This is a genomic window from Undibacter mobilis, assembly GCF_003367195.1.
Classification (GTDB): Bacteria; Pseudomonadota; Alphaproteobacteria; order Rhizobiales; family Xanthobacteraceae; genus Pseudolabrys; species Pseudolabrys mobilis.
The window spans coordinates 382205-403512 of sequence record NZ_QRGO01000002.1 but is presented as its reverse complement, the minus strand read 5'-3'; the positions used below and the strand labels follow the sequence as shown (position 1 = coordinate 403512).

General features: G+C 62.6%; 19 protein-coding genes. 12 read left to right on the top strand and 7 right to left on the bottom strand.

Annotated elements, in window-relative coordinates; all coding sequences use genetic code 11:
- Nucleotides 1-3: 3 nt before the first annotated feature.
- Nucleotides 4-732: a GntR family transcriptional regulator gene (locus DXH78_RS16090; protein ID WP_115518238.1), complete on the bottom strand. Its 729-nt coding sequence runs from the start codon at nt 730-732 to the stop codon at nt 4-6.
- 140 nt (nt 733-872) lie between these two features.
- Here DXH78_RS16090 and DXH78_RS16085 point away from each other — a divergent pair, with 140 nt between their 5' ends.
- The 4 genes from DXH78_RS16085 to DXH78_RS16070 all read left to right on the top strand — a co-directional run bounded on the left by DXH78_RS16085 (nt 873) and on the right by DXH78_RS16070 (nt 5364).
- Nucleotides 873-1862 carry a sialic acid TRAP transporter substrate-binding protein SiaP gene (locus DXH78_RS16085; RefSeq protein WP_210209598.1) on the top strand — a complete coding sequence of 330 codons (990 nt, stop codon included), beginning with the start codon at nt 873-875 and terminating at the stop codon, nt 1860-1862.
- 116 nt (nt 1863-1978) lie between these two features.
- A complete protein-coding gene (locus tag DXH78_RS16080; protein ID WP_115518236.1) occupies nt 1979-2539 on the top strand; it encodes a TRAP transporter small permease in 561 nt (186 codons plus the stop codon).
- Nucleotides 2540-2556: 17 nt separating this feature from the next.
- Nucleotides 2557-3837, top strand: coding sequence for a TRAP transporter large permease (locus DXH78_RS16075; protein WP_115518235.1), 1281 nt, complete (start codon nt 2557-2559; stop codon nt 3835-3837).
- Between the two features lie 9 nt (nt 3838-3846).
- Nucleotides 3847-5364 carry a UxaA family hydrolase gene (locus DXH78_RS16070; RefSeq protein WP_115518234.1) on the top strand — a complete coding sequence of 506 codons (1518 nt, stop codon included), beginning with the start codon at nt 3847-3849 and terminating at the stop codon, nt 5362-5364.
- A gap of 9 nt (nt 5365-5373) precedes the next feature.
- Here DXH78_RS16070 and upp read toward each other — a convergent pair whose 3' ends face one another.
- The 4 genes from upp to DXH78_RS16050 all read right to left on the bottom strand — a co-directional run bounded on the left by upp (nt 5374) and on the right by DXH78_RS16050 (nt 9734).
- Complete coding sequence (gene upp, locus DXH78_RS16065) at nt 5374-6003, bottom strand: uracil phosphoribosyltransferase (RefSeq protein ID WP_115518233.1); 630 nt, start codon at nt 6001-6003, stop codon at nt 5374-5376.
- Between the two features lie 12 nt (nt 6004-6015).
- The gene (locus DXH78_RS16060; RefSeq protein WP_115518232.1) at nt 6016-7248 is read right to left on the bottom strand and encodes a URC4/urg3 family protein; all 1233 of its coding nucleotides are present in this window, start codon (nt 7246-7248) and stop codon (nt 6016-6018) included.
- A 38-nt stretch (nt 7249-7286) separates the two neighbouring features.
- Complete coding sequence (locus DXH78_RS16055; protein WP_115518231.1) at nt 7287-8543, bottom strand: GTP cyclohydrolase II; 1257 nt, start codon at nt 8541-8543, stop codon at nt 7287-7289.
- 252 nt (nt 8544-8795) lie between these two features.
- A complete protein-coding gene (locus DXH78_RS16050) occupies nt 8796-9734 on the bottom strand; it encodes a LysR family transcriptional regulator (RefSeq protein WP_210209597.1) in 939 nt (312 codons plus the stop codon).
- Nucleotides 9735-9987: 253 nt separating this feature from the next.
- Here DXH78_RS16050 and DXH78_RS16045 point away from each other — a divergent pair, with 253 nt between their 5' ends.
- The 8 genes from DXH78_RS16045 to atzD all read left to right on the top strand — a co-directional run bounded on the left by DXH78_RS16045 (nt 9988) and on the right by atzD (nt 18615).
- Nucleotides 9988-11028, top strand: coding sequence for an ABC transporter substrate-binding protein (locus tag DXH78_RS16045; RefSeq protein WP_245416905.1), 1041 nt, complete (start codon nt 9988-9990; stop codon nt 11026-11028).
- 94 nt (nt 11029-11122) lie between these two features.
- Complete coding sequence (locus tag DXH78_RS16040; RefSeq protein ID WP_115518229.1) at nt 11123-11917, top strand: SDR family NAD(P)-dependent oxidoreductase; 795 nt, start codon at nt 11123-11125, stop codon at nt 11915-11917.
- A gap of 7 nt (nt 11918-11924) precedes the next feature.
- Entirely contained in the window at nt 11925-13352 is a 1428-nt protein-coding gene (locus DXH78_RS16035; protein ID WP_115518228.1) for a dihydroorotase, read from the top strand.
- A gap of 12 nt (nt 13353-13364) precedes the next feature.
- Entirely contained in the window at nt 13365-14207 is an 843-nt protein-coding gene (locus tag DXH78_RS16030) for an ABC transporter ATP-binding protein (RefSeq protein ID WP_115518227.1), read from the top strand.
- Nucleotides 14207-14980: an ABC transporter permease gene (locus DXH78_RS16025; RefSeq protein WP_115518226.1), complete on the top strand. Its 774-nt coding sequence runs from the start codon at nt 14207-14209 to the stop codon at nt 14978-14980. Before DXH78_RS16030 ends, DXH78_RS16025 begins: the two co-directional genes overlap by 1 nt.
- A 52-nt stretch (nt 14981-15032) precedes the next feature.
- Entirely contained in the window at nt 15033-16061 is a 1029-nt protein-coding gene (locus tag DXH78_RS16020) for an ABC transporter substrate-binding protein (RefSeq protein WP_115518225.1), read from the top strand.
- An 18-nt stretch (nt 16062-16079) separates the two neighbouring features.
- Nucleotides 16080-17516 carry an amidohydrolase family protein gene (locus DXH78_RS16015; protein WP_115518224.1) on the top strand — a complete coding sequence of 479 codons (1437 nt, stop codon included), beginning with the start codon at nt 16080-16082 and terminating at the stop codon, nt 17514-17516.
- Nucleotides 17517-17520: 4 nt separating this feature from the next.
- The gene (gene atzD, locus DXH78_RS16010) at nt 17521-18615 is read left to right on the top strand and encodes a cyanuric acid amidohydrolase (protein ID WP_115518223.1); all 1095 of its coding nucleotides are present in this window, start codon (nt 17521-17523) and stop codon (nt 18613-18615) included.
- Nucleotides 18616-18726: 111 nt separating this feature from the next.
- Here the strand turns inward: atzD and DXH78_RS16005 are convergent, their stop codons facing one another.
- Together DXH78_RS16005 and DXH78_RS16000 are read right to left on the bottom strand one after the other, a co-directional pair.
- Nucleotides 18727-19674: an acetamidase/formamidase family protein gene (locus tag DXH78_RS16005; protein WP_115518222.1), complete on the bottom strand. Its 948-nt coding sequence runs from the start codon at nt 19672-19674 to the stop codon at nt 18727-18729.
- Nucleotides 19671-21215 (bottom strand): sigma-54 interaction domain-containing protein, encoded by a 1545-nt coding sequence (locus DXH78_RS16000; protein WP_245416904.1) that lies wholly within the window; start codon nt 21213-21215, stop codon nt 19671-19673. The genes DXH78_RS16005 and DXH78_RS16000 overlap by 4 nt, the downstream gene beginning before the upstream one ends.
- Nucleotides 21216-21308: the final 93 nt, after the last annotated feature.

Genomic DNA, 21308 nt, shown 5'->3' with positions numbered 1-21308 from the left:
AAGCTAGTTTGCCGTCTGGCCCGGCGTCACAAGTTCCGGGTGGGCTTTGGCAAAATCCTCGAGCTCGCTCATGACTTCATCGAGATGATTGCTCATCGCTTTTGCAGATTCCTCCGGCTGCCGGGCGCTCAAGGCCGCAAAAATTTGTTCGTGTTCGGCAAAGGTTTCGTGCTGTCGCACGGGCGTGCATAGGAAAAGCCGCATGCGGTCCAGGTTCGCCCGCGCGGCGTCGACGGCCGCTGTCACCCGGTCATAGCCGAGCGTTTCGAGCAGCAGTGCGTGAAAGGCGAGGTCGAGCGCGTGAAATGTGTTGCGGTCGTTGCCGGCCATGGCGCGCTGCTGTCCGGCGAGGAGCTTGCGAAATTTCTGAATCAGATCGTCCGAAATTCCGGGGGCGACGTAGCGGACGGCTTCGCATTCCAGCGCGCGGCGAATGAACATGGCCTGGCGGCAAGCGGCGAGGTCGATACGTGAGACCATTGTACCGCGCTGCGGCAAGACGACGACGAAACCCTCTTCGGCGAGGCGGCCGAGAGCTTCGGAGACCGGGAAGCGCGAGACATTCAATCTTTCGCACAAGGCATTCTTGTCGATGGCCTCGCCCGGCCGCATTTCCAGCCGGACGATGGCGTCGCGGATCACATCCTGGATGCGCTGCACGGTGCCGCCGCGCTCGTGCCGATCGAGAACGGGAAGAAATGCGTAATCCTGCTTGCGGATGTCGTCTGACATAGTAACATGTTAGTGGGCGGATTGGGCAAACTCAACCGTGCCCGGGTGAAAACGCCTGACAAGCGGTGCTCATCCGCAAGTTTAAAACAAACGGGCCTACATAAGACCCGTACAAAATAGTCCTAAAGGGAGGAAGTATCATGTCAAGAATTTGCGCGCGCCTCATCATGGGCGCGACGATCGCGCTTGCCGTTGCCGGCTTCGCCGGGCCGTCATCGGCTCAGACCAAGCTGAAATGGGCTCACGTCTACGAGACCTCCGAGCCGTATCACACCCAGGCGCTCTGGGCGGCCGAAGAGATTAAGAAGCGGACCGCGGGCCGCTACGAGATCGGTGTCTTCCCGGCCTCGCAGCTCGGCAACGAGAACCAGATCAACGAAGGCCTGGGGCTCGGCACTGTCGACATCATATACACGGGCACTTCGTTCGCCGGTTCGATCCACAAGCCGCTCGCCATCTCCGGCGCGCCGTTCATGATGCGCGACTTCAATCACTGGAAGGCCTATCGCGACAGCAAGCTGTTTCGCGACATCGCCAAAGGTTACGAAGACAGGACCAAACACAAGATCGTGGCCCTGACTTACTATGGCGAACGCATGGTCACGGCGAACAAGGCCATCACCAAGCCGGAGGATATGAAGGGCATGAAGCTGCGCGTGCCGCCGGCGCCGCTTTATCTGATGTTTGCCAAGTCGGTCGGCGCCAACGCTACGCCGATCGCCTTCGCCGAAGTCTATCTCGCCCTTCAGCAGAAGACCGTGGACGGCCAGGAAAATCCGTTACCCACCATCATGGCCAAGAAGTTCTACGAAGTGCAGACGCACGTCATGCTGACTGGCCACATCATCGAGTCGCTGCTCTCGATCGTCGGTGCGACCACCTGGGCCAAACTCTCGGACGCCGATAAGAAGGTGTTCGAGGAAGTGCTGGCGCAGGCCGCAGCCAAGGCGTCGGATGAGATTCGGGCTTCTGAGCAGAAGACCGCCGATCAACTGCGCCAGCTCGGCAAGACGGTGGTCCAGGTCGACCGCGAGGCCTTCCGCAAGGCGGCCATGGCGCTCCATAACGACGCCAGTGCCGGCGCCGGCTGGAGCAAGGCCGAATACGACGCCCTGCAGGCGCTGAAGTAGTCGAGGCAAATGCCGTCATCGCCAGCGCACCGCTGGCGATGACGGCATCCTATTCTTTTTTGCACGAGGCCGCCGGCAGTGACGACCGCCTGTGCGTGAACAATTGGACTTAATCCATGCAAGCGGACCACAAGATGCCGAGCGATGACGTCCACCTCATCGTTGCCGAAGAAGCCGAGGTGGTGATCGAAAAGCATCCTGAAGACTGGCTGGCCCTCGTATTGTTCTGGAGCCTTGCTTTCATCGTCTTCCTCCAGTTCTTCACGCGCTACGTTCTTAACGACAGCCTGTCTTGGACAGAGGAAATCGCCCGTTACGGTCTGATGTGGGTGGTGTTCGTCGGCGGCGCGATGGTGACTCGGCGCAACACCCATATTGCCGTCGAGCTTCTATCGAATGTGATGAAGCCTGGTGTCATCCGTCAGACGCTGCTGGCGTCGGTCGATATCGTCAAGCTCGTGTTCCTCGCCTTCCTCGCGTACATCTCCGTGACCATCGTCGATCGCATGGGCATCCAGCGCATGACGGTATTCGATCTGTCGATGGGCTGGGTCTATGCCGGCGTTTCCCTGGGGTGCTTCCTGATGCTGTTCCGTCAGGGGATGAATGTGTGGCGCAACGCCCGGATGGGCTGGAAGAAGCCGCACGATGTCGCCGATCAGATTGCAGCTGATTAAGCACAGGGCACAGCACTATGGTCGTTGTTGCATTTATCTTCATCGCCGTGCTGCTCGCGGGCGTGCCGGTGTTCATCGCGCTGGCGGCATCATCCTTTATCTATACCCATTTCATCGCGGGACTGCCGGACTTCGTGATCCTGCACCGCATGGCGGGTGGTATTGACAGCTTTCCACTGCTGGCGGTGCCGTTCTTTATCCTTGCCGGCAACCTGATGAACTCGGCCGGCATCACCAACCGCATCTACGACTTCGCCGTTGCGACCGCGGGCTGGATGCGGGGAGGGTTGGCGCAGGTCAACATTATCGGTTCGGTGATCTTCGCCGGCATGTCGGGCACGGCGATTGCCGACGCCGCCGGCCTCGGCACCATCGAGATCAAGGCGATGAAGGATCACGGTTACTCGACCGAGTTCTCGGTCGGCGTCACCGCCGCGTCGTCGACGCTCGGGCCGATCATCCCGCCGTCGCTGCCCTTCGTCATCTACGGCATGATGGGCAATGTCTCGATCGGTGCGCTGTTTCTCGGCGGCGTGATCCCCGGACTGGTGATGACGGCCTTCATGATGGGCTATGTCTATTACTGCGCGCGCAAGTACAACATGGGCCGCGACCAGGCGTTTCGCTGGCGCACCCTCGGCCTCACGTTCGTTGCCGCCGCGCCGGCGCTGCTGACGCCGGCCATCATCATCGGTGGCATGACGTTCGGCTGGTTCACGCCGACCGAAGCGGCCATCGCGGCCTGTGCGTGGGCCATGCTGCTGGGCCTGTTTCTCTACAGGTCGCTGACGTGGAAGCAGTTCTACAAGATCACGATGGACACCATTGAGACCACCGCCGGCGTGCTGCTGATCGTCGGCGCTGCGTCGCTGTTCGGCTGGGTGCTGACGACGACGCGTGTCACCGAGTATACGACCGAGTGGTTGCTCTCGATGACCGACAGCCGCTACATCATCCTCATCCTGTCGAACATCCTGCTGCTGATCGTCGGCTGCTTCCTCGAGCCGATCGCCTCGATCAGCATTTTGGTGCCGGTGCTGATGCCGGTCATCCTCAAGGTCGGCATCGACCCGGTGCATTTCGGCGTGATGATGACGCTGAACCTGATGATCGGCCTGCTGCATCCGCCGCTGGGCATGGTGTTGTTCGTGCTGTCGAGGATCGCGAAAATGTCCATCGAGCGCACGACCATGGCGATTTTGCCGTGGTTGATCCCGCTGCTAGGCTCGCTGATCGCAATTACGTTTATTCCGGAACTGACTCTGTGGCTGCCTCGCATGTTCGGCTTCGTGAGATAGGGAGGTTCCATGACTGCACCGCGCACCATCCGTCTTGCCGCCGATGACAACGTCATCGTCGCGGTCGATCAGATCGGGCAGGGGACGGCGTTGGCCGGCGCGACGGCGCAGGCCCGTATCCCGCGCGGCCACAAGATGGCGATTGCGCCAATTGCGGCGAACGAGCCGGTGCGCAAATACGGCCAGATTATCGGCTTTGCGTCGAAGGCCATTGTGCCCGGTGATTGGGTGCATGAGCATAATGTCGTCATGGGTGATTTCGCCCGCGACTATCGTCATGCCGAAAATGCGAAGAATGACGAAGTCCTGCCGCCGGAAATGCGGGCGACTTTCGAAGGCTATTTGCGGCCGAACGGCCGTACCGGCACGCGCAATTATGTTGGCATTCTCACCTCGGTGAACTGCTCGGCGAGCGTCGCCAAGTTCATCGCCGAATCGGTCAACCGTTCGGGTGTGCTCGACGATTTTCCGGAGATCGACGGTGTCGTGCCCTTCGTGCACGGCACCGGTTGCGGCATGGCCTCGCGCGGTGAGGGCTATGATGTCTTGCAGCGGACGCAGTGGGGTTATGCCACGCACCCCAATATCGGCGCGGCGTTGATGGTCGGGCTCGGCTGCGAGATGTTCCAGATCGAGCGCATGAAGAGCGAGGGCCATCTGGTGGAAGGCGATCACTTCCAGTCCATGACCATTCAGGCCGTTGGCGGTACCAGGAAAACGGTGGCCGAGGGCGTCGAGCGCGTCAAAGCCATGCTGCCCGTCGCGGCGAAAGCCCGGCGCGAGACGCGGCCGGCTTCCGAAGTGGTGCTGGCGCTGCAATGCGGCGGGTCGGACGGCTATTCCGGCATCACCGCCAATCCGGCGCTCGGCAAGGCAGTCGATTTGCTGGCCAAGCATGGCGGCACCGGCGTGCTGGCCGAAACGCCGGAGATTTACGGTGCCGAGCACCTGCTCACACGCCGCGCCGTCAATACCAAGGTCGGCGAGAAGCTGGTCGAGCGCATTCGCTGGTGGGAAGACTACACCGCGCGCAATCGCGGCGAGATGAACAACAACCCGTCACCGGGCAACAAGGCCGGCGGGCTTACCACCATTCTGGAGAAGTCATTGGGCGCTGCCGCCAAAGGCGGTTCGAGCACATTGCGGGCGGTTTACGAATATGCCGAGCCGATCACGGAACGCGGCTTCGTCTTCATGGACACGCCGGGCTATGACCCGGTCGGCGCCACCGGGCAGGTGGCCGGCGGTTGCAACGTGATGTGCTTCACCACCGGCCGCGGCTCGGCCTTTGGTTGCAAGCCGACGCCCTCCATCAAGCTGGCCACCAATCACTATGTCTACGAAACCATGATCGACGACATGGATATCAATTGCGGCGATGTCCTCGATGGCGTCTCGCTCGAAGCGAAGGGGCAGGAAATCTTCGACAAGGTGCTCAAGGTCGCCTCCGGCGAGCACACCAAGTCGGAGGAAATGGGTTACGGCGATCTTGAATTCGTGCCTTGGCAGATCGGCGCGACAATGTAGCGGGTTCGGTCAGCGCGTGCCGTAGGCCCGGTCGCCGGCATCGCCGAGACCGGGGACGATGAAGGCGTCGTCATTGAGGCCTTCGTCGATGGCCGCCGTCCAGACGTGGACGTCCGGATGGATGCCGCGGATACGTTCGAGGCCTTCCGGCGCGCTGACCAGGCAGACAAGGCGGATATCCTTGGCACCACGCTCTTTCAGACGGTCAACGGCGGCCACGGCCGTATTGGCGGTCGCGAGCACCGGAACGACGACGATGACGAGACGCTCGTCGAGATCGTGCGGCGTCTTCAGATAGTACTCGACCGCCGAACGGCTCTCCGGCTCGCGATACATGCCGATATGAGCAACGCGCGCCGCCGGCAGCAAGTCGAGCATGCCCTCGGCGAAAGTGAGGCCGGCGCGCAGGATCGGCGCGATCACCAGCTTCTTCCCGGCCAGCACGGGCGATTTCATCTTCGCCAGCGGCGTTTCGATGTCGATCATCTCCAGCGGCAGGTCGCGGGTGACCTCGTAGCCGATCAGCATGCCGACTTCGTTCAGCAGCTCGCGGAAGGATTTGGTCGATCGTTCCTTGTCACGGATCAGCGTCAGCTTGTGCTGCACCAGCGGGTGGTTGACGACGGTAACGCCTTCCATGACTTCATCTCCTTAGAATACTGTGCCGTCGCTGATGACGGTGATCGGCGGCGCGCCATCGACGCGCTTCTCGCGGGCGATGGCGCGGCCGGCAGCCCAGGTGCCGCCTTCAAGAATCTTGGCGAGAGGCAGCGTCTCGGCATCCATGCCGAGACGGGCACGAATGACCTCAGCCAGCTTGTCGAGCAGGGCGACGGTGAGGCTGCGCCATTCGACGACGAGCTCGGACGAGACATCGTGCGCTTCGAGAATCCGCAACGGCTCATGCAGTTCGAGCACGGCGGCATCGACGAACAGGCCGCCGTTTCGGTACTCGGCCAGCCCGGTGAGACCGTCGATATTGGAAACGGTGACGCCGGCGCGCTGCAGCGGCTCGATCAGCGAGTAGGACAGCCACTGCGACAGCTTGTGCAACGGGACCAGGCCGTTGGTTGCATCGGCGGTGACCAGCATACGGTGGCGCCAGCAATCGCCGAGCGGCACGTCGCCGAGCGACAGCCGCGACGGCCAGATCGGTCCGAGTTCACGGAGCAAAGCGACAAGGATGTCCGGCGCGGCGAGCGCCTTGCCATGGTCTGCGAGGAGATGATCGAACAGTCCGCCGGGGCGGGCGCTGTCGTTGCGCGCGAAGACGTCAGGTTTCGACAGCGCCAGGTCGCCGAGGCGTCGCAAAAGGGCAGCGCGGCCATCGAGACCGACAAGGGGATTGTCAGGCGCGACCTGAAAGCCGCGCGCCAGATCATCGCTCGTCAGAGCCGCCAGTTTGCCGGCATCGACGCGCAGCGGGTCCTTGGCATTCGCCGAGAAAGCGCCGGCTGCGAACATATCGAGGCTGGCCAGCGCCAGCCCTTCGGAACGGCCGACGGGCTCGCCGGTCTTCGGATCGGTGTAGTGCCACTGCGCGCCGGCACCGGCATCGAGGAAGACGCTGACGATGGCGAGATCGAATTCGGCGCGGGCGCGCGCCGCGGCATCCTTCCACGAAGCCTTCGCCACGAGCGTGGCGAAGCGGTCGTCGCCCTTGTAGACGAAATGGCGCCAGCGCGAATGAAACGGCACGTCGAGTGACGGATAGGCGGCGCGAGTCAGGGTGATGACGCGATCGGCCACCTTGTCGAGTCTCGCCAGATCGACGCGGAAATGCGGCAACCGGCCGTCAAGGCCGAGGGCCAGCAGCCGGTGCGCCCGTGCGCGCACCGCTTCGGCGGAAAGAAGAGAAATAGCGGCGTTGGTCTCCGAAGTCATCGGGTCCCTATGCTGTCAGGAGAAGGGGGAAAGCCCGCTCAGTATTTGTTGAGCGCACGGCCGACCGTATCGGTCAGGTCGTCGGGATTCACTGCATCGGGCGAGAAGTAGCCGGCCGCCTTCTTGGCCGCGATCTCGACATGGGCATCGGCCGGAATCATCTCGTCCGGGATCGACACGCGTTCGACAATCTCGACGCCTTGCGACACCAGCGCGTCGTGCTTCATGTCGCTCATCGAGATGAAGCGGTCGAGGCGCTTGACGCCGAGCCAGTGAATGATGTCCGGCATCAGTTGCTGGAAGCGCGCGTCCTGCACGCCGGCAACGCACTCGGTGCGCTCGAAATAGGCAGCCGCAGCATCGCCACCTTCCTGGCGTTTGCGCGCATTGTAGACCAGAAACTTGGTGACCTCGCCAAGGGCGCGGCCTTCCTTGCGGTTATAGACGATGACGCCGAGGCCGCCTTCCTGCGCGCCGCGCACGCATTCCTCGATGCCGTGAATAAGATAGGGGCGGCAGGTGCAGATGTCGGAGCCGAACACGTCGGAGCCATTGCATTCGTCATGCACGCGGCAGGTGATTTTCGTCGCCGGCTTGTTCAGCTTCGACACGTCGCCGAACAGATAGACGGTGATGCCGCCGATTGGCGGCAGGAACACCTGCAGGTCGGGCCGCGTCACCAGTTCGGGAAACATGCCGGCGGTCTGCTCGAACAGCACGCGGCGCAGCGCGCCTTCGTTGGTGCCGAAGCGCTCGGCAATGCCGGGCAGATACCACACCGGATCGACGGCGATCTTGGTGACGCCGACGCTGCCGTTCTCGCGCACCAGTTCGCCATCGGCTTTCAGGCGACCGGCGCGCAGCGCGTCCTGCATCTCGATGAGGTCGAGGCGCGCTTTGGTGATAGCGATGCTGGGGCGGATGTCGACGCCCTCCGCGATCTCGTCCTTGAAATCGTCGGCGACGCGATGGCCGAAGGGGTCGAGCGACACGATGCGCTTGGCGTCGGCCCATTGCGTGAAGGGGCCGATGTCCTCGGCCGGATGCGTGTTGGTGAGATCCGGGCGACGGATCGGGTCGAGTGCGCCGGACGATACGGCGAGTGCGCGGTAGAGCGAATAGGAGCCGCCATGCGTGCCGATGACGTTGCGGTCGCCGGGCCGCGACACGGTGCCGATGATCGGGCCGCGTTCGCGCGCTGTTGCCGCGCCCCAGTGAATCGGAAAGCGCGGCTTGCCGCCGGGAACGGGATGCGAGGTAAGGCGGATGTGGTCGGGTCGATTGGAGCGCGTCATGGGTCAAAACCGGGTTGTCGTCGCCTGATTGCAGAAGGCATCGAATCCAGAAGCACACGAATCCAAAATGCATTTGGCCCGCCTTCGACGACGGGCCAGCACATTCGGTTGCTTACTCGGTTTTAAAGGCCACCTCGGTTCTCCCGCCAGATCGAGCGATCCGGTCGTTGAGGACGTCCCTTAAAAGACAAATATAACGCCGATTTTAAATTCCGCAATCACCTTCGCGCATGTCTCTCATTCGGAAACTTGTCATGAAGGCTTAATCAATGCCTTCAAACGCTTGTTTATATGTTCGGCAAACACCGCTGTAGCAACTGGAAGGTTGCGCTCGCGCAACTGGCCGAACACCAGTTTAGCGGTCGGCATATCGCGGCCGTCGATTTCTTTGGCGACCAGGCCGAGCTTGTTGCCCTGTGGCATGGCGCCGATGGCGATCTGAAATGATACCAGGTTGGCGTGGAGCACCAGCCCGCGGAGCAATTCAAAGGAGTTGGATTCGGCCGCGACATTGAATTTCAATCCGGTGCGCGCCATCGCCTCCTCAAGCAGTTGACGGCCGCCGATCGAGCGTTCGGCCAGCGCAACCGGATAGTTCGCGCAGTCGCGCAGACGAACCTTGGCCATCTTCGCAAGCGGGTGGGTCCTGGTCATCACCGCGATCAGGTTCTGCTCCAACGTCATCAAGGGCTGGAAGTTCGCCAGAAAGGGCGGGCGGAATACAAGCACAAGATCGACCTCGAAAGCAGACAATGCCGCCATGGCGTATTCATGGTCGACTACCTTGACGTCGAACTCCACCTTGGAGTGGACCTTGCGGAAGTCGGCGATGGCGCGAGGTAGAAAATCGAGCGCCAGCGCCTGACTGCACGCGATCCTCACCGTACCGCGACGCAGTCCTTTCAGATCCTCAATCTGCGATTTCATTCGCTCGGCTTCGCCGCCTTGCTTGCGCAGGTAGTTGACGAAAACCTCGCCGGCGGCCGTCAGGCGAACGCCGCGCGGCTGTCGTTCGAACAGGATGGCGCCCAGCTCTTCCTCAAGATCGGCGATGCGGCGGTTGACCGCGGAGGCGGTGACGTTGAGGTGCTCGGCCGCCTTGCGGATCGAGCGGGCGCGGGCGACCTCGTCGACATAGTCCAGAATTCTTAGATGTTTCATACGGTTATCCCGATGCGGTGCGATCGCCACCTTGGCCCAAGCGGCACAGCCACGCGACGAGTGATGCCTTTTCAGCACCACTCTAGCAAAAAATCAGCAGCAGAAGGCAACGCTTGCCCGCGCTAGCTTCGGCATCGCGCTTGCATGGTTCGACGCATGGTCCGCGCCGAACGCTTCAACGAGATGAGTTCAGACGAAGAGCTTCGACGCATTCCGAAACGACAGCGGACGGTATGCCGGAACCGGGACCGCTTCTCGCCACCCTCCTGACAGGAGTTCGATCATGATGTTTTCGCCTCGCTCGTTCCTGGTCGCCGCCGCCGCGGTGATCGGATTGACTGCTCCACTGCTCGCGCCGGCGCCGGCCGCCGCGCAAACCAAGCTCAAGATGGTGCTGAACTGGAAGTATCAGGGCCCGCAGGGCTGGTTCTTCCTCGCCGAGGATCGCGGCTACTTCAAGAAAGCCGGCATCGACATTCAGATGGACCAAGGCAACGGCTCGGGCGCTCCGATTCCGCTCGTTGCCAACGGCACCTATGATGTCGGCTTTGGCGACATCAACGCGCTCATCCAGTTCGCCGCCACCAAGCCGGCCGAAGCACCGATCGCGGTTTATGTGATGTACAACCAGCCGCCGTTCACGGTGGCGGTGCGGGCTGACAGCCCGATCAAGTCGCCCAAGGACTTCGAAGGCAAGAAACTCGGCGGCGCCGCCGGCGACGGCGCGCTCAAATTGTTTCCGGCCCTCTGCAAGATCGCCAAGATCGACTGCACCAAGATCGAGGTCACCAACATGCAGCCGAATCTGCGCGAGCAGATGCTGATGAACAAGCAGGTGGACGGCGTGTTCGGCTACGTCAACACCATCCGCTTCTCTGCCAAGCTGATGGGCGTTGCCGACAAGGACATCCGCTACATCAACTTCGGCGACTACGGCATGAACCTCTATTCGAACGCCATCATCGTTTCGAAGAAACTGGTCGCCGAGAAGCCGGAGGTGGTGAAGGGCCTGATCGCCGCCATCAATCAGGGTCTCCAGGATGCGCTGAAGGATCCGGATGCCGCGATTGCCGCGGTTGCCAAGCGCGAGCCGCTCATCAAGCCGGATGTCGAGAAGGACCGCTTCATGGCAACCCTTCATGACGAGATGAACGCGCCGGAAATCGCCAAGATCGGTCTCGGTAACGTCGACAAGGAACGTCTGAAGAAGTCGATCGACATTCTGGTCGAAGCCAATGGTCTGACGCGCACGCCGACCGTGGATGAAATCTTTACCGACAAGTTCATTCCGCCGGTCGCCGACCTGCCGAAGAAACTGTTCTAACGACGACCCGCCGACTTGCCGTTCCTCCGTAAAAAGGGGAACGGCACCCTTCGGCCCGCGGGACCGATGCGGGCTGCGCTATTCAGGTGTCACGATGGATTTGAAGCTTGCCGGCCGCGTCGCCATGATCACAGGCCCGGCCAAGGGGATGGGTGCGGCCATTACCAAGGCCTTCGCGGACGAAGGCGCGAAGCTTTCGCTGCTCGGACGCGATACTGCGGCCATCGAGCCGGTTGCGGAGGAAGTGCGCCGTGCGGGTGGCGAAGCCATTATCGTTGCTTGCGACCTCACTGATGCCGCCCAGTGCGAAGCCGCGGCGCAGAAGACGCGCGAAGCCTATGCCGGCCGCATCGACATTCTCGTCAACGTCGCCGGCGGCTCGGGGCCTGTCGGCAAATCCGGCGTCGAGACCACGCCGGAGGAGTTCGACGAAATCATCACGCTCAATATGAACGGCTGCTTTCATACGATGCGCAGCGTTCTGCCCACCATGACGGCGCAGCGTTACGGCAAGATCGTCAATGTCGGCGGCACTTTCGGCATGCGCGGCCGGGCAGGGCGCATGTCTTATTCGGCCTCGAAGTGGGGCCTGCGCGGCATCACCAAGAGTTTTGCCCTGGAAGTCGGGCAGTACAACATTAACGTCAACTACGTTGCGCCGGGCATGGTCGATGGCCCGCGGTTCCGTGAAAAGGTGTGCGCCGACATGGCCAGGCGCCTCCACATCACCGTTGAGCAGGCGATGGAGCGGCACGCCCAGGAATATGCGCTGCGGCGTGTCACCGTCGACGCCGATGTGGCCAATGCCTGCCTGTTCTTCGCCAGCGACGTGTCGCGTCAGATCACCGGTGCCGACCTGCCGGTCGACGGCGGCTGGGCGGCATTGTGAGGTCAGTATGAGCGCAACGACAGCGGATCTCGTCATCGCCAACGGCAGGATCGTAACGCCGGACGGCGTGTTTGAGGGATCGATCGCCATCAAGGACGGCAAGGTGCTCGCGGTGGGCGACGCGCAGGCGATGCCGCTTGCCACCGAACTGTTCGATGCCGGCGGCCTCTATATCCTGCCGGGAGCCATCGACGATCACGTGCATTTCCGCGACCCGGGCTATCCGCACAAGGAAGACTGGGAAAGCGGTACGGCAGCGGCGGCCTTCGGCGGCGTCACCTGCGTGTTCGATATGCCGAACACAATCCCGCCGACCGCCAATGGCGAGATACTGGCAGCAAAGCACGCCATCGCCGCGTCGAAGGCCCACGTCGACTACGGCCTTTACGGGCTGCTGGGCGACAACACGATCGCGACGGTGCCCGAACTGATCGACGGCGGCATCATCGGTTTCAAGCTCTATATGGGCAATACCTTCGGCAAGATCCCGTCGCCAGACACCGGTGCCACGCTCGAATGCTTCGAAGTGGCGGCGGCGACCGGCAAACGCGTATCGCTCCATGCCGAGAACAACGAGATCATGGAGCGCCGCCAGAAGCGGCTGATGGCCGCCGGCAAGAAGGATCAGTGGGCGCATCTGGCGGCACGGCCCAATGTTGTTGCCGTCGAAGCCGTAAGTCGTGCCGCGATTCTGGCCGAATGGACGGGCGCGCGCATTCATGTGCTGCACATCTCGACCGCCGAAGAGCTGCGGCCGCTGCGCGAAGCCAAGGCGCGCGGCGTCGATATCACCGGCGAGACCTGTCCGCATTATTTCCTGCTGTCGACCGACGACTATGCGCGCGTGCCCGGCATTATCGCGGTCAATCCGCCGGTGCGCGAAAGGCAGAACCAGCAACCGATCTTCGACGCGCTGGTGGACGGCACGATCGACGTCATTGCCACCGACCACGCACCGCATGCTTATGAAGAAAAGACGCGCAACGACATCTGGACCGTCGATTGCGGGTTTCCGGGTGTTGAGACGCAGATGTCGCTGATGCTCACGCAGGTGAACGCCGGCCGCATGACGATCTCCGATTATGTGCGCATGAGCGCCTACAATCCCGCCCGGATATGGGGCCTGTTCCCGCGCAAGGGTGCCTTGCTGCCGGGCTCGGATGCCGACATCGCCATCGTGGATCTCGACCGCGACCACATTATCCGCGATGCCGAGACGCAATCGCGCTCCAAGGTGTCGCCGTGGGATGGCTACAAGGTAAAAGGCCTGCCCATTCACACACTGGTGCGCGGCCGCTTTGTCATGAAGGACCGCAAGCTTGTCCCAGCCACCAAGGGTTGGGGCCGCTCCGTTCACACGATCCAGGCGATGCCGGCGCCGGTCGTCAGGAACACGGAACACTCGATGCAAGCCATCACACAGGGCGCAGCCTGAAGGGGAAGGGCTATGAGTTTGGCGACGACCGGCGACAACCAACCGCGTACCGACGAAACCTTCGTCGAACTTGAAAAAGTCACGCTGGCCTACGGCCGCGGTGACAAGAAGATTGTGGCGCTTGGCGAGACCAGCCTGCGGGTGGACCAGGGCGATTTTGTCGCGCTCGTTGGCCCCTCCGGGTGCGGCAAGTCCACGATCCTCAAGCTCGTTACGGGGCTGATCAACGCGACCAATGGTTACGTCTATGTGGCAGGGCGCGAGGTTGGTGCCGCACCGGTGCGCGTCGGTATGGCGTTCCAGAACCCGACCATGCTGCCGTGGCTCACGGTGCGCGACAACGTCATGATGCCGCTGAAGATCGTGCCGCCGTTCCGGCAGGAATATCAGAGCAAGAAAAAGACGGAGTTTCGCGATCGCGCTGACGCGCTGCTCAAGGAAGTTGGCCTCGCCGGGTTCGGCGACAAGCATCCCTGGCAGCTGTCCGGCGGCATGTTGCAGCGCGCCTCGCTGTGCCGTGCGCTCATCCACGAGCCGCAGCTTCTGATGCTGGATGAACCGTTCGGTGCACTCGATCAGTTCACGCGCGAGGAGCTCTGGGCGGTCATGCAGGATCTGTGGCTGAAACTGCGCCCGACGGTGCTCCTGGTCACTCACGACCTGAAGGAGGCGGGTTATCTCGCCAACCGTATTTGCGTCATGCGCTCGCGGCCGGGTCAGATCATCGACGATGCCCCGGTGCCGTTCGCGCGGCCTCGCACCATCGATATGTCCTATACGCCCGAATTCGTTTCCATGACGCAGCGCCTGCGCGAGTTGATCGTGTCGGCCCGTCCCGTGAAGGAGACCGTGTGATGGATCCGCAATTGCGTCGTCGGTTCTGGTCGGTTCTTCTGATCATCGGTTTCTTCGTCGCGTGGGAGGCGTTCTGCTGGCTGTTCCACATCAGCGATATCGTCCTGCCGAAGCCGAGCCAGATCATTGTGACTCTGGTTCAGCGCTTTCCGGCGCTGTGGCCTCATGCGGTGCAGACGCTTTACACCACGCTCGTCGGCTTCGCGTTCGGCATCGTTGCTGGCGTGTTGCTCGGCGTCATGATCGGGTCGTCGCGCCTGGCCTATGACGTGGCCTATCCGCTGCTCATCGGGTTTGCATCGATCCCGAAAGTCGCTGTGGTTCCGATTTTCGTGCTGTGGTTCGGATCCGGCGCAGTGCCGGCGATCCTCACCGCGATGATCATGAGCTTGTTCCCGATCGTGGTGAATGTGGCGACCGGTCTGGCCACCACCGAGCCCGAGCTCGAGGACGTCATGAAGGCGCTGCGCGCCTCCAAGTTCGACATTCTCTGGAATGTCGGTCTGCCGCGTACCATGCCGTATTTCTTCGCCTCGCTGAAAGTCGCGGTGACGCTGGCCTTCGTCGGCACCGTCATCTCGGAGACGGTGGCCTCGAACCGCGGCATCGGCAACGTCATGATGATCGCGTCGTCGAACTTCGACGTGCCGCTGGTGTTCGCCGGCCTCATCATTCTCGCCATTATGGGTGTGACGCTTTATGCGGTGTTCTCGCTGATCGAGGGACGCATCACCGGCTGGGCGCACCGCAAGGACGAATTTGCGATGGGCTGATCGCCCGCCGCTCACAGGTTTGCCGGTCATTCGACTGAACAGGAGTACGAGAATGTCTCTTATCCGCCTCGGTATCGCGCTAGCGACGGCGCTGTGCCTTTCCGTGCCGGCTCACGCGCAGGAGCCGACCAAGATCCGATTCACGCTGGACTGGAAGTATCAGGGCTTGCACGCCTATATCTTCTGGGCCAAGGACAAGGGCTATTTCGCCAAGGAAGGCCTCGACGTCTCCATCGACCAGGGCACCGGCTCGTCCGCGACCGTGACGCGTATCGTCTCGGGCACCTATGACGCCGGCTTCGGCGACATGAACGCCATCATCCAGCTCGCCGGCACCAAGCCGGGCCAGCAACCGGTCATGGTCTACATGATCTACAACACGCCGCCTTTTGCGCTGATCGTGAAGAAGGATAGCCCGATCAAGACGCTCAAGGATCTCGAAGGCAGGAAGATGGGCACGCCTGCCGGCGGTGCGGCCGGGCAGCTCTTCCCGGCGCTGGCCGCCCTGAACGGCATCGACGCCAGCAAGGTCTCGACCGTGAACATGGCGCCTAACCTGCAGGAGCAGATGCTGGTGAAGGACGACGTCGATTTCTCCGCGATCTTCACAGTGACCAGCTATGCCAACCTTATCGGTATGAAGATGGACCCGCTCAAGGACTTCCGCTGGTTCTATTACTCCGACTACGGAGTCGACCTCTATTCCAACGGCATCATGGTGTCGAAGGCGCTCGTCACCGAGAAGCCGAAGGCGGTTGCCGGTCTTGTCCGTGCGCTCAACAAGGCCATGATCGAAGTCGCCGCCGATCCCGCCGCCGGCGTCAAGGAGATGCTCAAGGTCGAGCCGCTGATGGACCAGAACATCGAAACCCAGCGCTTGGTCTATGCGCTCAAGACGCACTTCGTTTCCAAGGAAACCGACGCCAACGGTCTCGGCGACGTGTCCGATGCGCGCATGGAAAAGGCGATCAAGCTGCTGGCCGACACCTACAAGCTGCCGAACACGCCGGCGGTGAAGGATGTGTTCGATCGTTCGTTCCTGCCGCCGAAGGCCGAGCGCGCGCTCAAGCTCAGCTTCTAGGCACGAGCGAGAACGGACATGAAGAGGACAGTCGCGGCCTCCTGGCTGCTTTCAGGAGCGGGTAGGGCCGCGACCGCCAACCAGGCCATCGCCATCGGCGATGGCCGCATCGAGAATGTAACGGCCGGCGAGGGGAAGGGATCCCTCGTCATGCCGGCGCTCGGCAATGCCCATGACCACGCCCGCATCGCGCGGCTCAGCCAGGTCGGCAGCTACGACGTGCCGCTCGAGGCCTGGCTGCCTTACCTGACGCTGCTGCCGACGGTCGATCCCTATCTGTCGAGCGCGGTGTCTTTCGCCCGGTCGGCGCGCGGCGGTGTCGGCGCCGTCATGGCGCACTACACGCGCGTGCAGGGCCTCACCGACTTTCCGACCGAAGCCCGCGCGGTGGCCAAGGCCGCGCGCGATGTCGGCATTCGCATGGCGCTCGCCGTACATTGCCGCGACCTCAATCCGCTGGTCTACGATCCGCACGAAAAACTGCTCGCCGAACTGTCGCCTGCAGCCTGCGAATGCGTGACGCGGCGCTTCCTGCGCAAGCCGGTGCCCGCGGCCGAGCAGGTGGCGATGGTCGAGGCAGTGGCAAGGGACATTGAGGGCGGCGGCGTCACCGTGCAATACGGTCCCGCCGGCGTGCAGTGGTGCACCGACGAGATGCTGCGGCTGATCGGCAAGGCCTCGGCGGCCTCGAACCGTCGCGTCCACATGCATCTGCTGGAAACCAAATACCAGCGCAACTGGGCCGACCGTACCTTCCCGCAGGGCATCGTGCGCTATCTCGACGACATCGGTCTGCTCAATGAGCGGGTGTCTTTCGCGCATTGCATTTATCTCAGGCCCGACGAGATGGATCTGATCGCCGAGCGCGGCGCCACCATCGTCGTCAACACTTCGTCGAATTTCATTGTCAGTTCGGGGCTGGCGCCGCTCGGCGAGTTCATCAAGCATGGCTGCCGGGTCGCCATGGGCCTCGATGGTTTGGCGATGGACGAGGACGAAGACGCCCTGCGCGAGATGCGGCTCGCCTACAATGTCCACAAAGCTTCCGGCTTCGACATTCGCGTGTCGCAGGCCGACCTGATGCGCTTTGCCACCACCAATGGCCGCTTTGCCGTCACCGGCATGAAAGATGAGGTCCTCGCGCCAGGCGCGCCGGCCGATCTTCTGACGCTCGACTGGGAGGCGCTTTCTGCGGAGCTGATCGAGCCCAATGTGCCGCCGTTCGATCTCGTGCTGGCGAAGGGGGTCAAACAGCACGTCGTGGATCTCATTGTCGCCGGCCGCGATGTGGTGCGGTCTGGCAAGGTGGTTGGCGTCGATCTTCCGGCGCTGGAGACCGAACTTCTCGCCGTGCTGCGCGCCAAATATCCGACCACAGCCGATGTGCGCGCCGCGATGCCGGAACTGAAGTCCGCGTTGCGCAAGCATTACACCGGCCCTCTCTACTGCGCGTGAAATCATGCCGATCGCCAGGGTTCATCGCATTTCCGCATCCGCGCCCAACGATGTCAGCGGCATCGAGACCGCCATCGCGGCCGGCCGCATCGATCCGACGGGCGTCGTCGCCGTGCTCGGCAAGACCGAGGGCAACGGCCTGGTCAATGATTTCAGCCGCGGTCTGGCGACCACTGCGCTGACGTTACTGTTCGAGCGCCATCTGCCCAAGGCGGACGCGGCGCAGATCTGTCTCGTCATGTCGGGCGGCACCGAAGGCGGCATGGCGCCGCACTGGATCGTGTTCGAGCGCGGGGAGGGTGAAGGTGGGGCTTCGCCCTCCCTCGCGATCGGGCGCGCGCATACGCCGGCTCTGCCATTCGAACATCTTGGTCGCGTTGCCGAGGTGGAACAGGTGGCGGCCGGCGTACGCGCTGCGATGCGCGATGCGGGCATCTCCGATCCGGCCGACATTCATTTCGTTCAGATCAAGTGCCCGTTGCTGACGGCGCAACGCATTGCGGAGGCGGACGCGCGAGGCGCATCGGTTGCGACGCGGGACACGTTGAAGTCGATGGGCCTGTCGCGTGCCGCGAGTGCGCTTGGCGTTGCCGTGGCGCTCGGCGAGATTGCGCGCGAGAAGATCACCGATGCGCAGGTCGGCGCCGACTGGTCGCTGTGGTCCGGCAGGGCCTCGACCTCATCCGGCATCGAGCTCGTCAATCATGAGATCGTCGTGCTCGGCATGTCGAAAAGCTGGTCTGGACCGCTCGCGATCAATCATGCGGTCATGGCGGACGGCATCGATATCGAGCCGGTGCGGGCGGCGCTGGCGCGGCTCGGCCTCGGCGCATCCGGACAACTCGACGTCGCCCAACGCGGGAAACTCGTCGCGCTGCTGTCGAAGGCCGAAGCCAGCCACGATGGCTTGTTGCGGGGCCATCGCCACACCATGCTCGACGACAGCGACATCGCCTCGACAAGGCATGCCCGTGGTTTTGTCTGCGGCGCGCTGGCCGGTCTTGTCGGCCACGCCGAGATTTATGTCTCCGGCGGCGCCGAGCATCAGGGCCCCGATGGCGGCGGCCCGGTGGCGGTAATTGTGGATCGATCAAACTAGTCATTCCGGGACGCGAACGAAGTGAGCGGACCCGGAATCCATACGCCGCAGCGTTGGGCTATGGATTCCGGGCGTGCGGACCTTTGGCCGCGCTCCGGAATGACAGATCAACTATCTTTTCAGCAACTCCTTCGCCATCATCACATGCACGCCCTTTGCGACGTTGACGAGTTGCGTCACGCAGCAGTCGCCGGCGACGCTGATCAGCGAGAAGGCATCTTCCCGAGACAGGCCGTTGATCTCGCCGATCTTCCGGATCATGGCGCGCAGCGCGAATTCGGCGGCGAGATCGAGGTCCTCGTTGAAACCCATGGTGATGATGTGGGTCGGCGTCTGGGCCCACGGATGATCGATGCCGGTCTGTTTCAGGAGCGACACCCGCAGCTTGCCGCGCAGCGCGGTCTCGATCGCGGTGACGCAAACCTCGCCGTCGCCCTGAACGGCATGGCCGTCGCCGACGGACAACAGCCCGCCATTGTTGAACACCGGCAGATGCAAGGTCGCGCCGACACCGAGATTCTTGTTGTCCATGTTGCCGCCGAACGAGCGGGGAATATTGGAAATGCAGGCGCCGTCGCCGGGCTTCGGCGCAACGCCCATGACGCCGAAGAACGGCGCCACCTTCAGTTCCAGTCCCCAGGGCATGGTGACGATGCCGCGCGCCTCGTCAATCGGCACGAAAATGGTGCGTATCTTGTCGAAATCGTTGGGCAGGGCGCCGAGACCTGGCTTGATCATGTTCCAGCCCCAGGGCTGGGCGAAGCCGAGCTCGAGGATCTCGATAACCAGTTCGTCGCCGGGCACCGCGCCAGCAACTTCGATCGGTCCGCTCATGAAGTGTGCGCCGATGCCGCGCGGTACTTGCGTGAGCACCCGGCGGTGCTCCGGCGTCAGAGCAAAGCCGGACCCCTCCGGCGGCAAGTTCTCGTCATTGGCCGAGAGCGTCGTCACTTCGACGGTATCGCCGGACTCGATCCGCAGAACCGGCTTGATCGAAGCATCGAACACGCCACGATGCACGGTGCCAACGTCGCCGCGAAGACTGTGATGCCTGCTCATTGAGTGCGCTGCTCCGTTTCCTGATGTCGGTGGTCGACTCGCACCGGGCGAATGCCGAGCGCCTTCATGCGTGAGGCGAGGGTGGTGGGTTTGACATCTAGCAGTTCCGCGGCCCCGCCGCGTCCGAAAACCTTGCCGCCGCTGGCGGCGAGGGCGGCCACGATGTTGTTGCGGTCGCGTTCGCGCCGGTCATCGTCGGTCAGAACCTGCGTTTTCGCCACGATAGTCGGACCGCGGCGGCCGCCGTTCGTGGCCGGCACGTCCGGCAGATCGAGACGGACGCGGCCGTTGCGAGCAAGAATGGCCGCGCGCTCGATAACGTTCTGCAGCTCGCGGACATTACCCGGCCAGTCGTATAGCGACAGGCGGCGCGCATCGCCTTGAGTCATTCGCAATTCACCGGTGTTGAGCTTCTTGCTGGCATTGCCGAGCAGATGCATGGCGAGCAGCGGAATGTCCTCGATGCGCTCACGCAGCGGCACGAGATGGATTGGAAACACATTGAGGCGGAAATACAGGTCCTCGCGGAAGTGACCGCGCCTCACTTGGGTTTTCAAGTCACGATTGGATGCGGCAATCACGCGGACATCGACCTTGCGTGTGCGCACTTCGCCAACGCGCTTGAATTGGCCCTCCTGTAGCACGCGAAGCAGCTTGCCCTGAAGTGCCAAGGGAATTTCACCGACCTCGTCGAGAAACAAGGTGCCGCCGTCGGCCAGCTCGAAATGCCCGGTGCGGTCGCGCAGCGCGCCGGGAAAGGCGGCTTTGGCGTGGCCGAAGAACTCGCTCTCGAACAGGTCGCTCGGGATGGCCGCACAGTTGACGCGGATCAGCGGCCGCTGTGCCCGGCGGCTCGCTTCGTGAATGGCCCGCGCCACCAGCTCCTTGCCGGTGCCGCTTTCGCCGGTGATGAGTACGGTGGCCTCTGTTGGGCCAACCAGGCCCACTTGCTGCAAGGTCTGCTGAATCGCGGCGCTGCGGCCGATAATGCCGTGATGATTGCCGTCAATCCTGATCTGCTCCTGCAGGTAGGCGTTTTCGAGTTCAAGGCGCTTGCGCAGCATGTCGACTTCCTCGTGCGCTGCGCGCAGCTTTTCCGCTGCCTCGTGACGTTGCGTCACGTCGCGAAAGACGATCACCGCGCCGATGAGCACGCCGTCGTCGCGGATCGGTGTCGATGTGTACTCGACCCAGAACGAACTACCGTCCTTGCGCCAGAACTTCTCGTGTTCGACGGTATGAACGGCACCGTCGCGAAACGCCGCATAGATCGGGCATTCATGGTCGTGGTAATGCGACCCGTCGGGATGGGTATGGTGCACCCGCGCATGCATGTCGTGCCCGACCAGTTCTTCCGCTGTCCAGCCGAGCATGCGTTCCGCCGCCGGATTGACGAAGGTGGTTTTGCCCTCGGCATTGACGCCATAGATGCCTTCGCCGGCGGCGCGGAGGATGAGCTGGTTCTCCCGTTCGATGCGACCGAAAGCGGCATCCGATCGCCCGTCTGCCTCATCCGCGTGCACAGGCCATAGGCCGCTCATACCGTCCTCCCCAAGATCGTGTGACATTCCGTCCCTGCGATTACGAAAGTTCGTGGACTACGAAATGTCGTAAGCAAGAAGTGCGCCAATCAC

Coding starts and splice junctions, on each gene's coding strand:
- DXH78_RS16090 (WP_115518238.1), bottom strand. CDS start 732: ATGTCAGACGACATCCGCAAGCAGGATTACGCATTTCTTCCCGTTCTC.
- DXH78_RS16085 (WP_210209598.1), top strand. CDS start 873: ATGTCAAGAATTTGCGCGCGCCTCATCATGGGCGCGACGATCGCGCTT.
- DXH78_RS16080 (WP_115518236.1), top strand. CDS start 1,979: ATGCAAGCGGACCACAAGATGCCGAGCGATGACGTCCACCTCATCGTT.
- DXH78_RS16075 (WP_115518235.1), top strand. CDS start 2,557: ATGGTCGTTGTTGCATTTATCTTCATCGCCGTGCTGCTCGCGGGCGTG.
- DXH78_RS16070 (WP_115518234.1), top strand. CDS start 3,847: ATGACTGCACCGCGCACCATCCGTCTTGCCGCCGATGACAACGTCATC.
- upp (WP_115518233.1), bottom strand. CDS start 6,003: ATGGAAGGCGTTACCGTCGTCAACCACCCGCTGGTGCAGCACAAGCTG.
- DXH78_RS16060 (WP_115518232.1), bottom strand. CDS start 7,248: ATGACTTCGGAGACCAACGCCGCTATTTCTCTTCTTTCCGCCGAAGCG.
- DXH78_RS16055 (WP_115518231.1), bottom strand. CDS start 8,543: ATGACGCGCTCCAATCGACCCGACCACATCCGCCTTACCTCGCATCCC.
- DXH78_RS16045 (WP_245416905.1), top strand. CDS start 9,988: ATGATGTTTTCGCCTCGCTCGTTCCTGGTCGCCGCCGCCGCGGTGATC.
- DXH78_RS16040 (WP_115518229.1), top strand. CDS start 11,123: ATGGATTTGAAGCTTGCCGGCCGCGTCGCCATGATCACAGGCCCGGCC.
- DXH78_RS16035 (WP_115518228.1), top strand. CDS start 11,925: ATGAGCGCAACGACAGCGGATCTCGTCATCGCCAACGGCAGGATCGTA.
- DXH78_RS16030 (WP_115518227.1), top strand. CDS start 13,365: ATGAGTTTGGCGACGACCGGCGACAACCAACCGCGTACCGACGAAACC.
- DXH78_RS16025 (WP_115518226.1), top strand. CDS start 14,207: ATGGATCCGCAATTGCGTCGTCGGTTCTGGTCGGTTCTTCTGATCATC.
- DXH78_RS16020 (WP_115518225.1), top strand. CDS start 15,033: ATGTCTCTTATCCGCCTCGGTATCGCGCTAGCGACGGCGCTGTGCCTT.
- DXH78_RS16015 (WP_115518224.1), top strand. CDS start 16,080: ATGAAGAGGACAGTCGCGGCCTCCTGGCTGCTTTCAGGAGCGGGTAGG.
- atzD (WP_115518223.1), top strand. CDS start 17,521: ATGCCGATCGCCAGGGTTCATCGCATTTCCGCATCCGCGCCCAACGAT.
- DXH78_RS16005 (WP_115518222.1), bottom strand. CDS start 19,674: ATGAGCAGGCATCACAGTCTTCGCGGCGACGTTGGCACCGTGCATCGT.
- DXH78_RS16000 (WP_245416904.1), bottom strand. CDS start 21,215: ATGAGCGGCCTATGGCCTGTGCACGCGGATGAGGCAGACGGGCGATCG.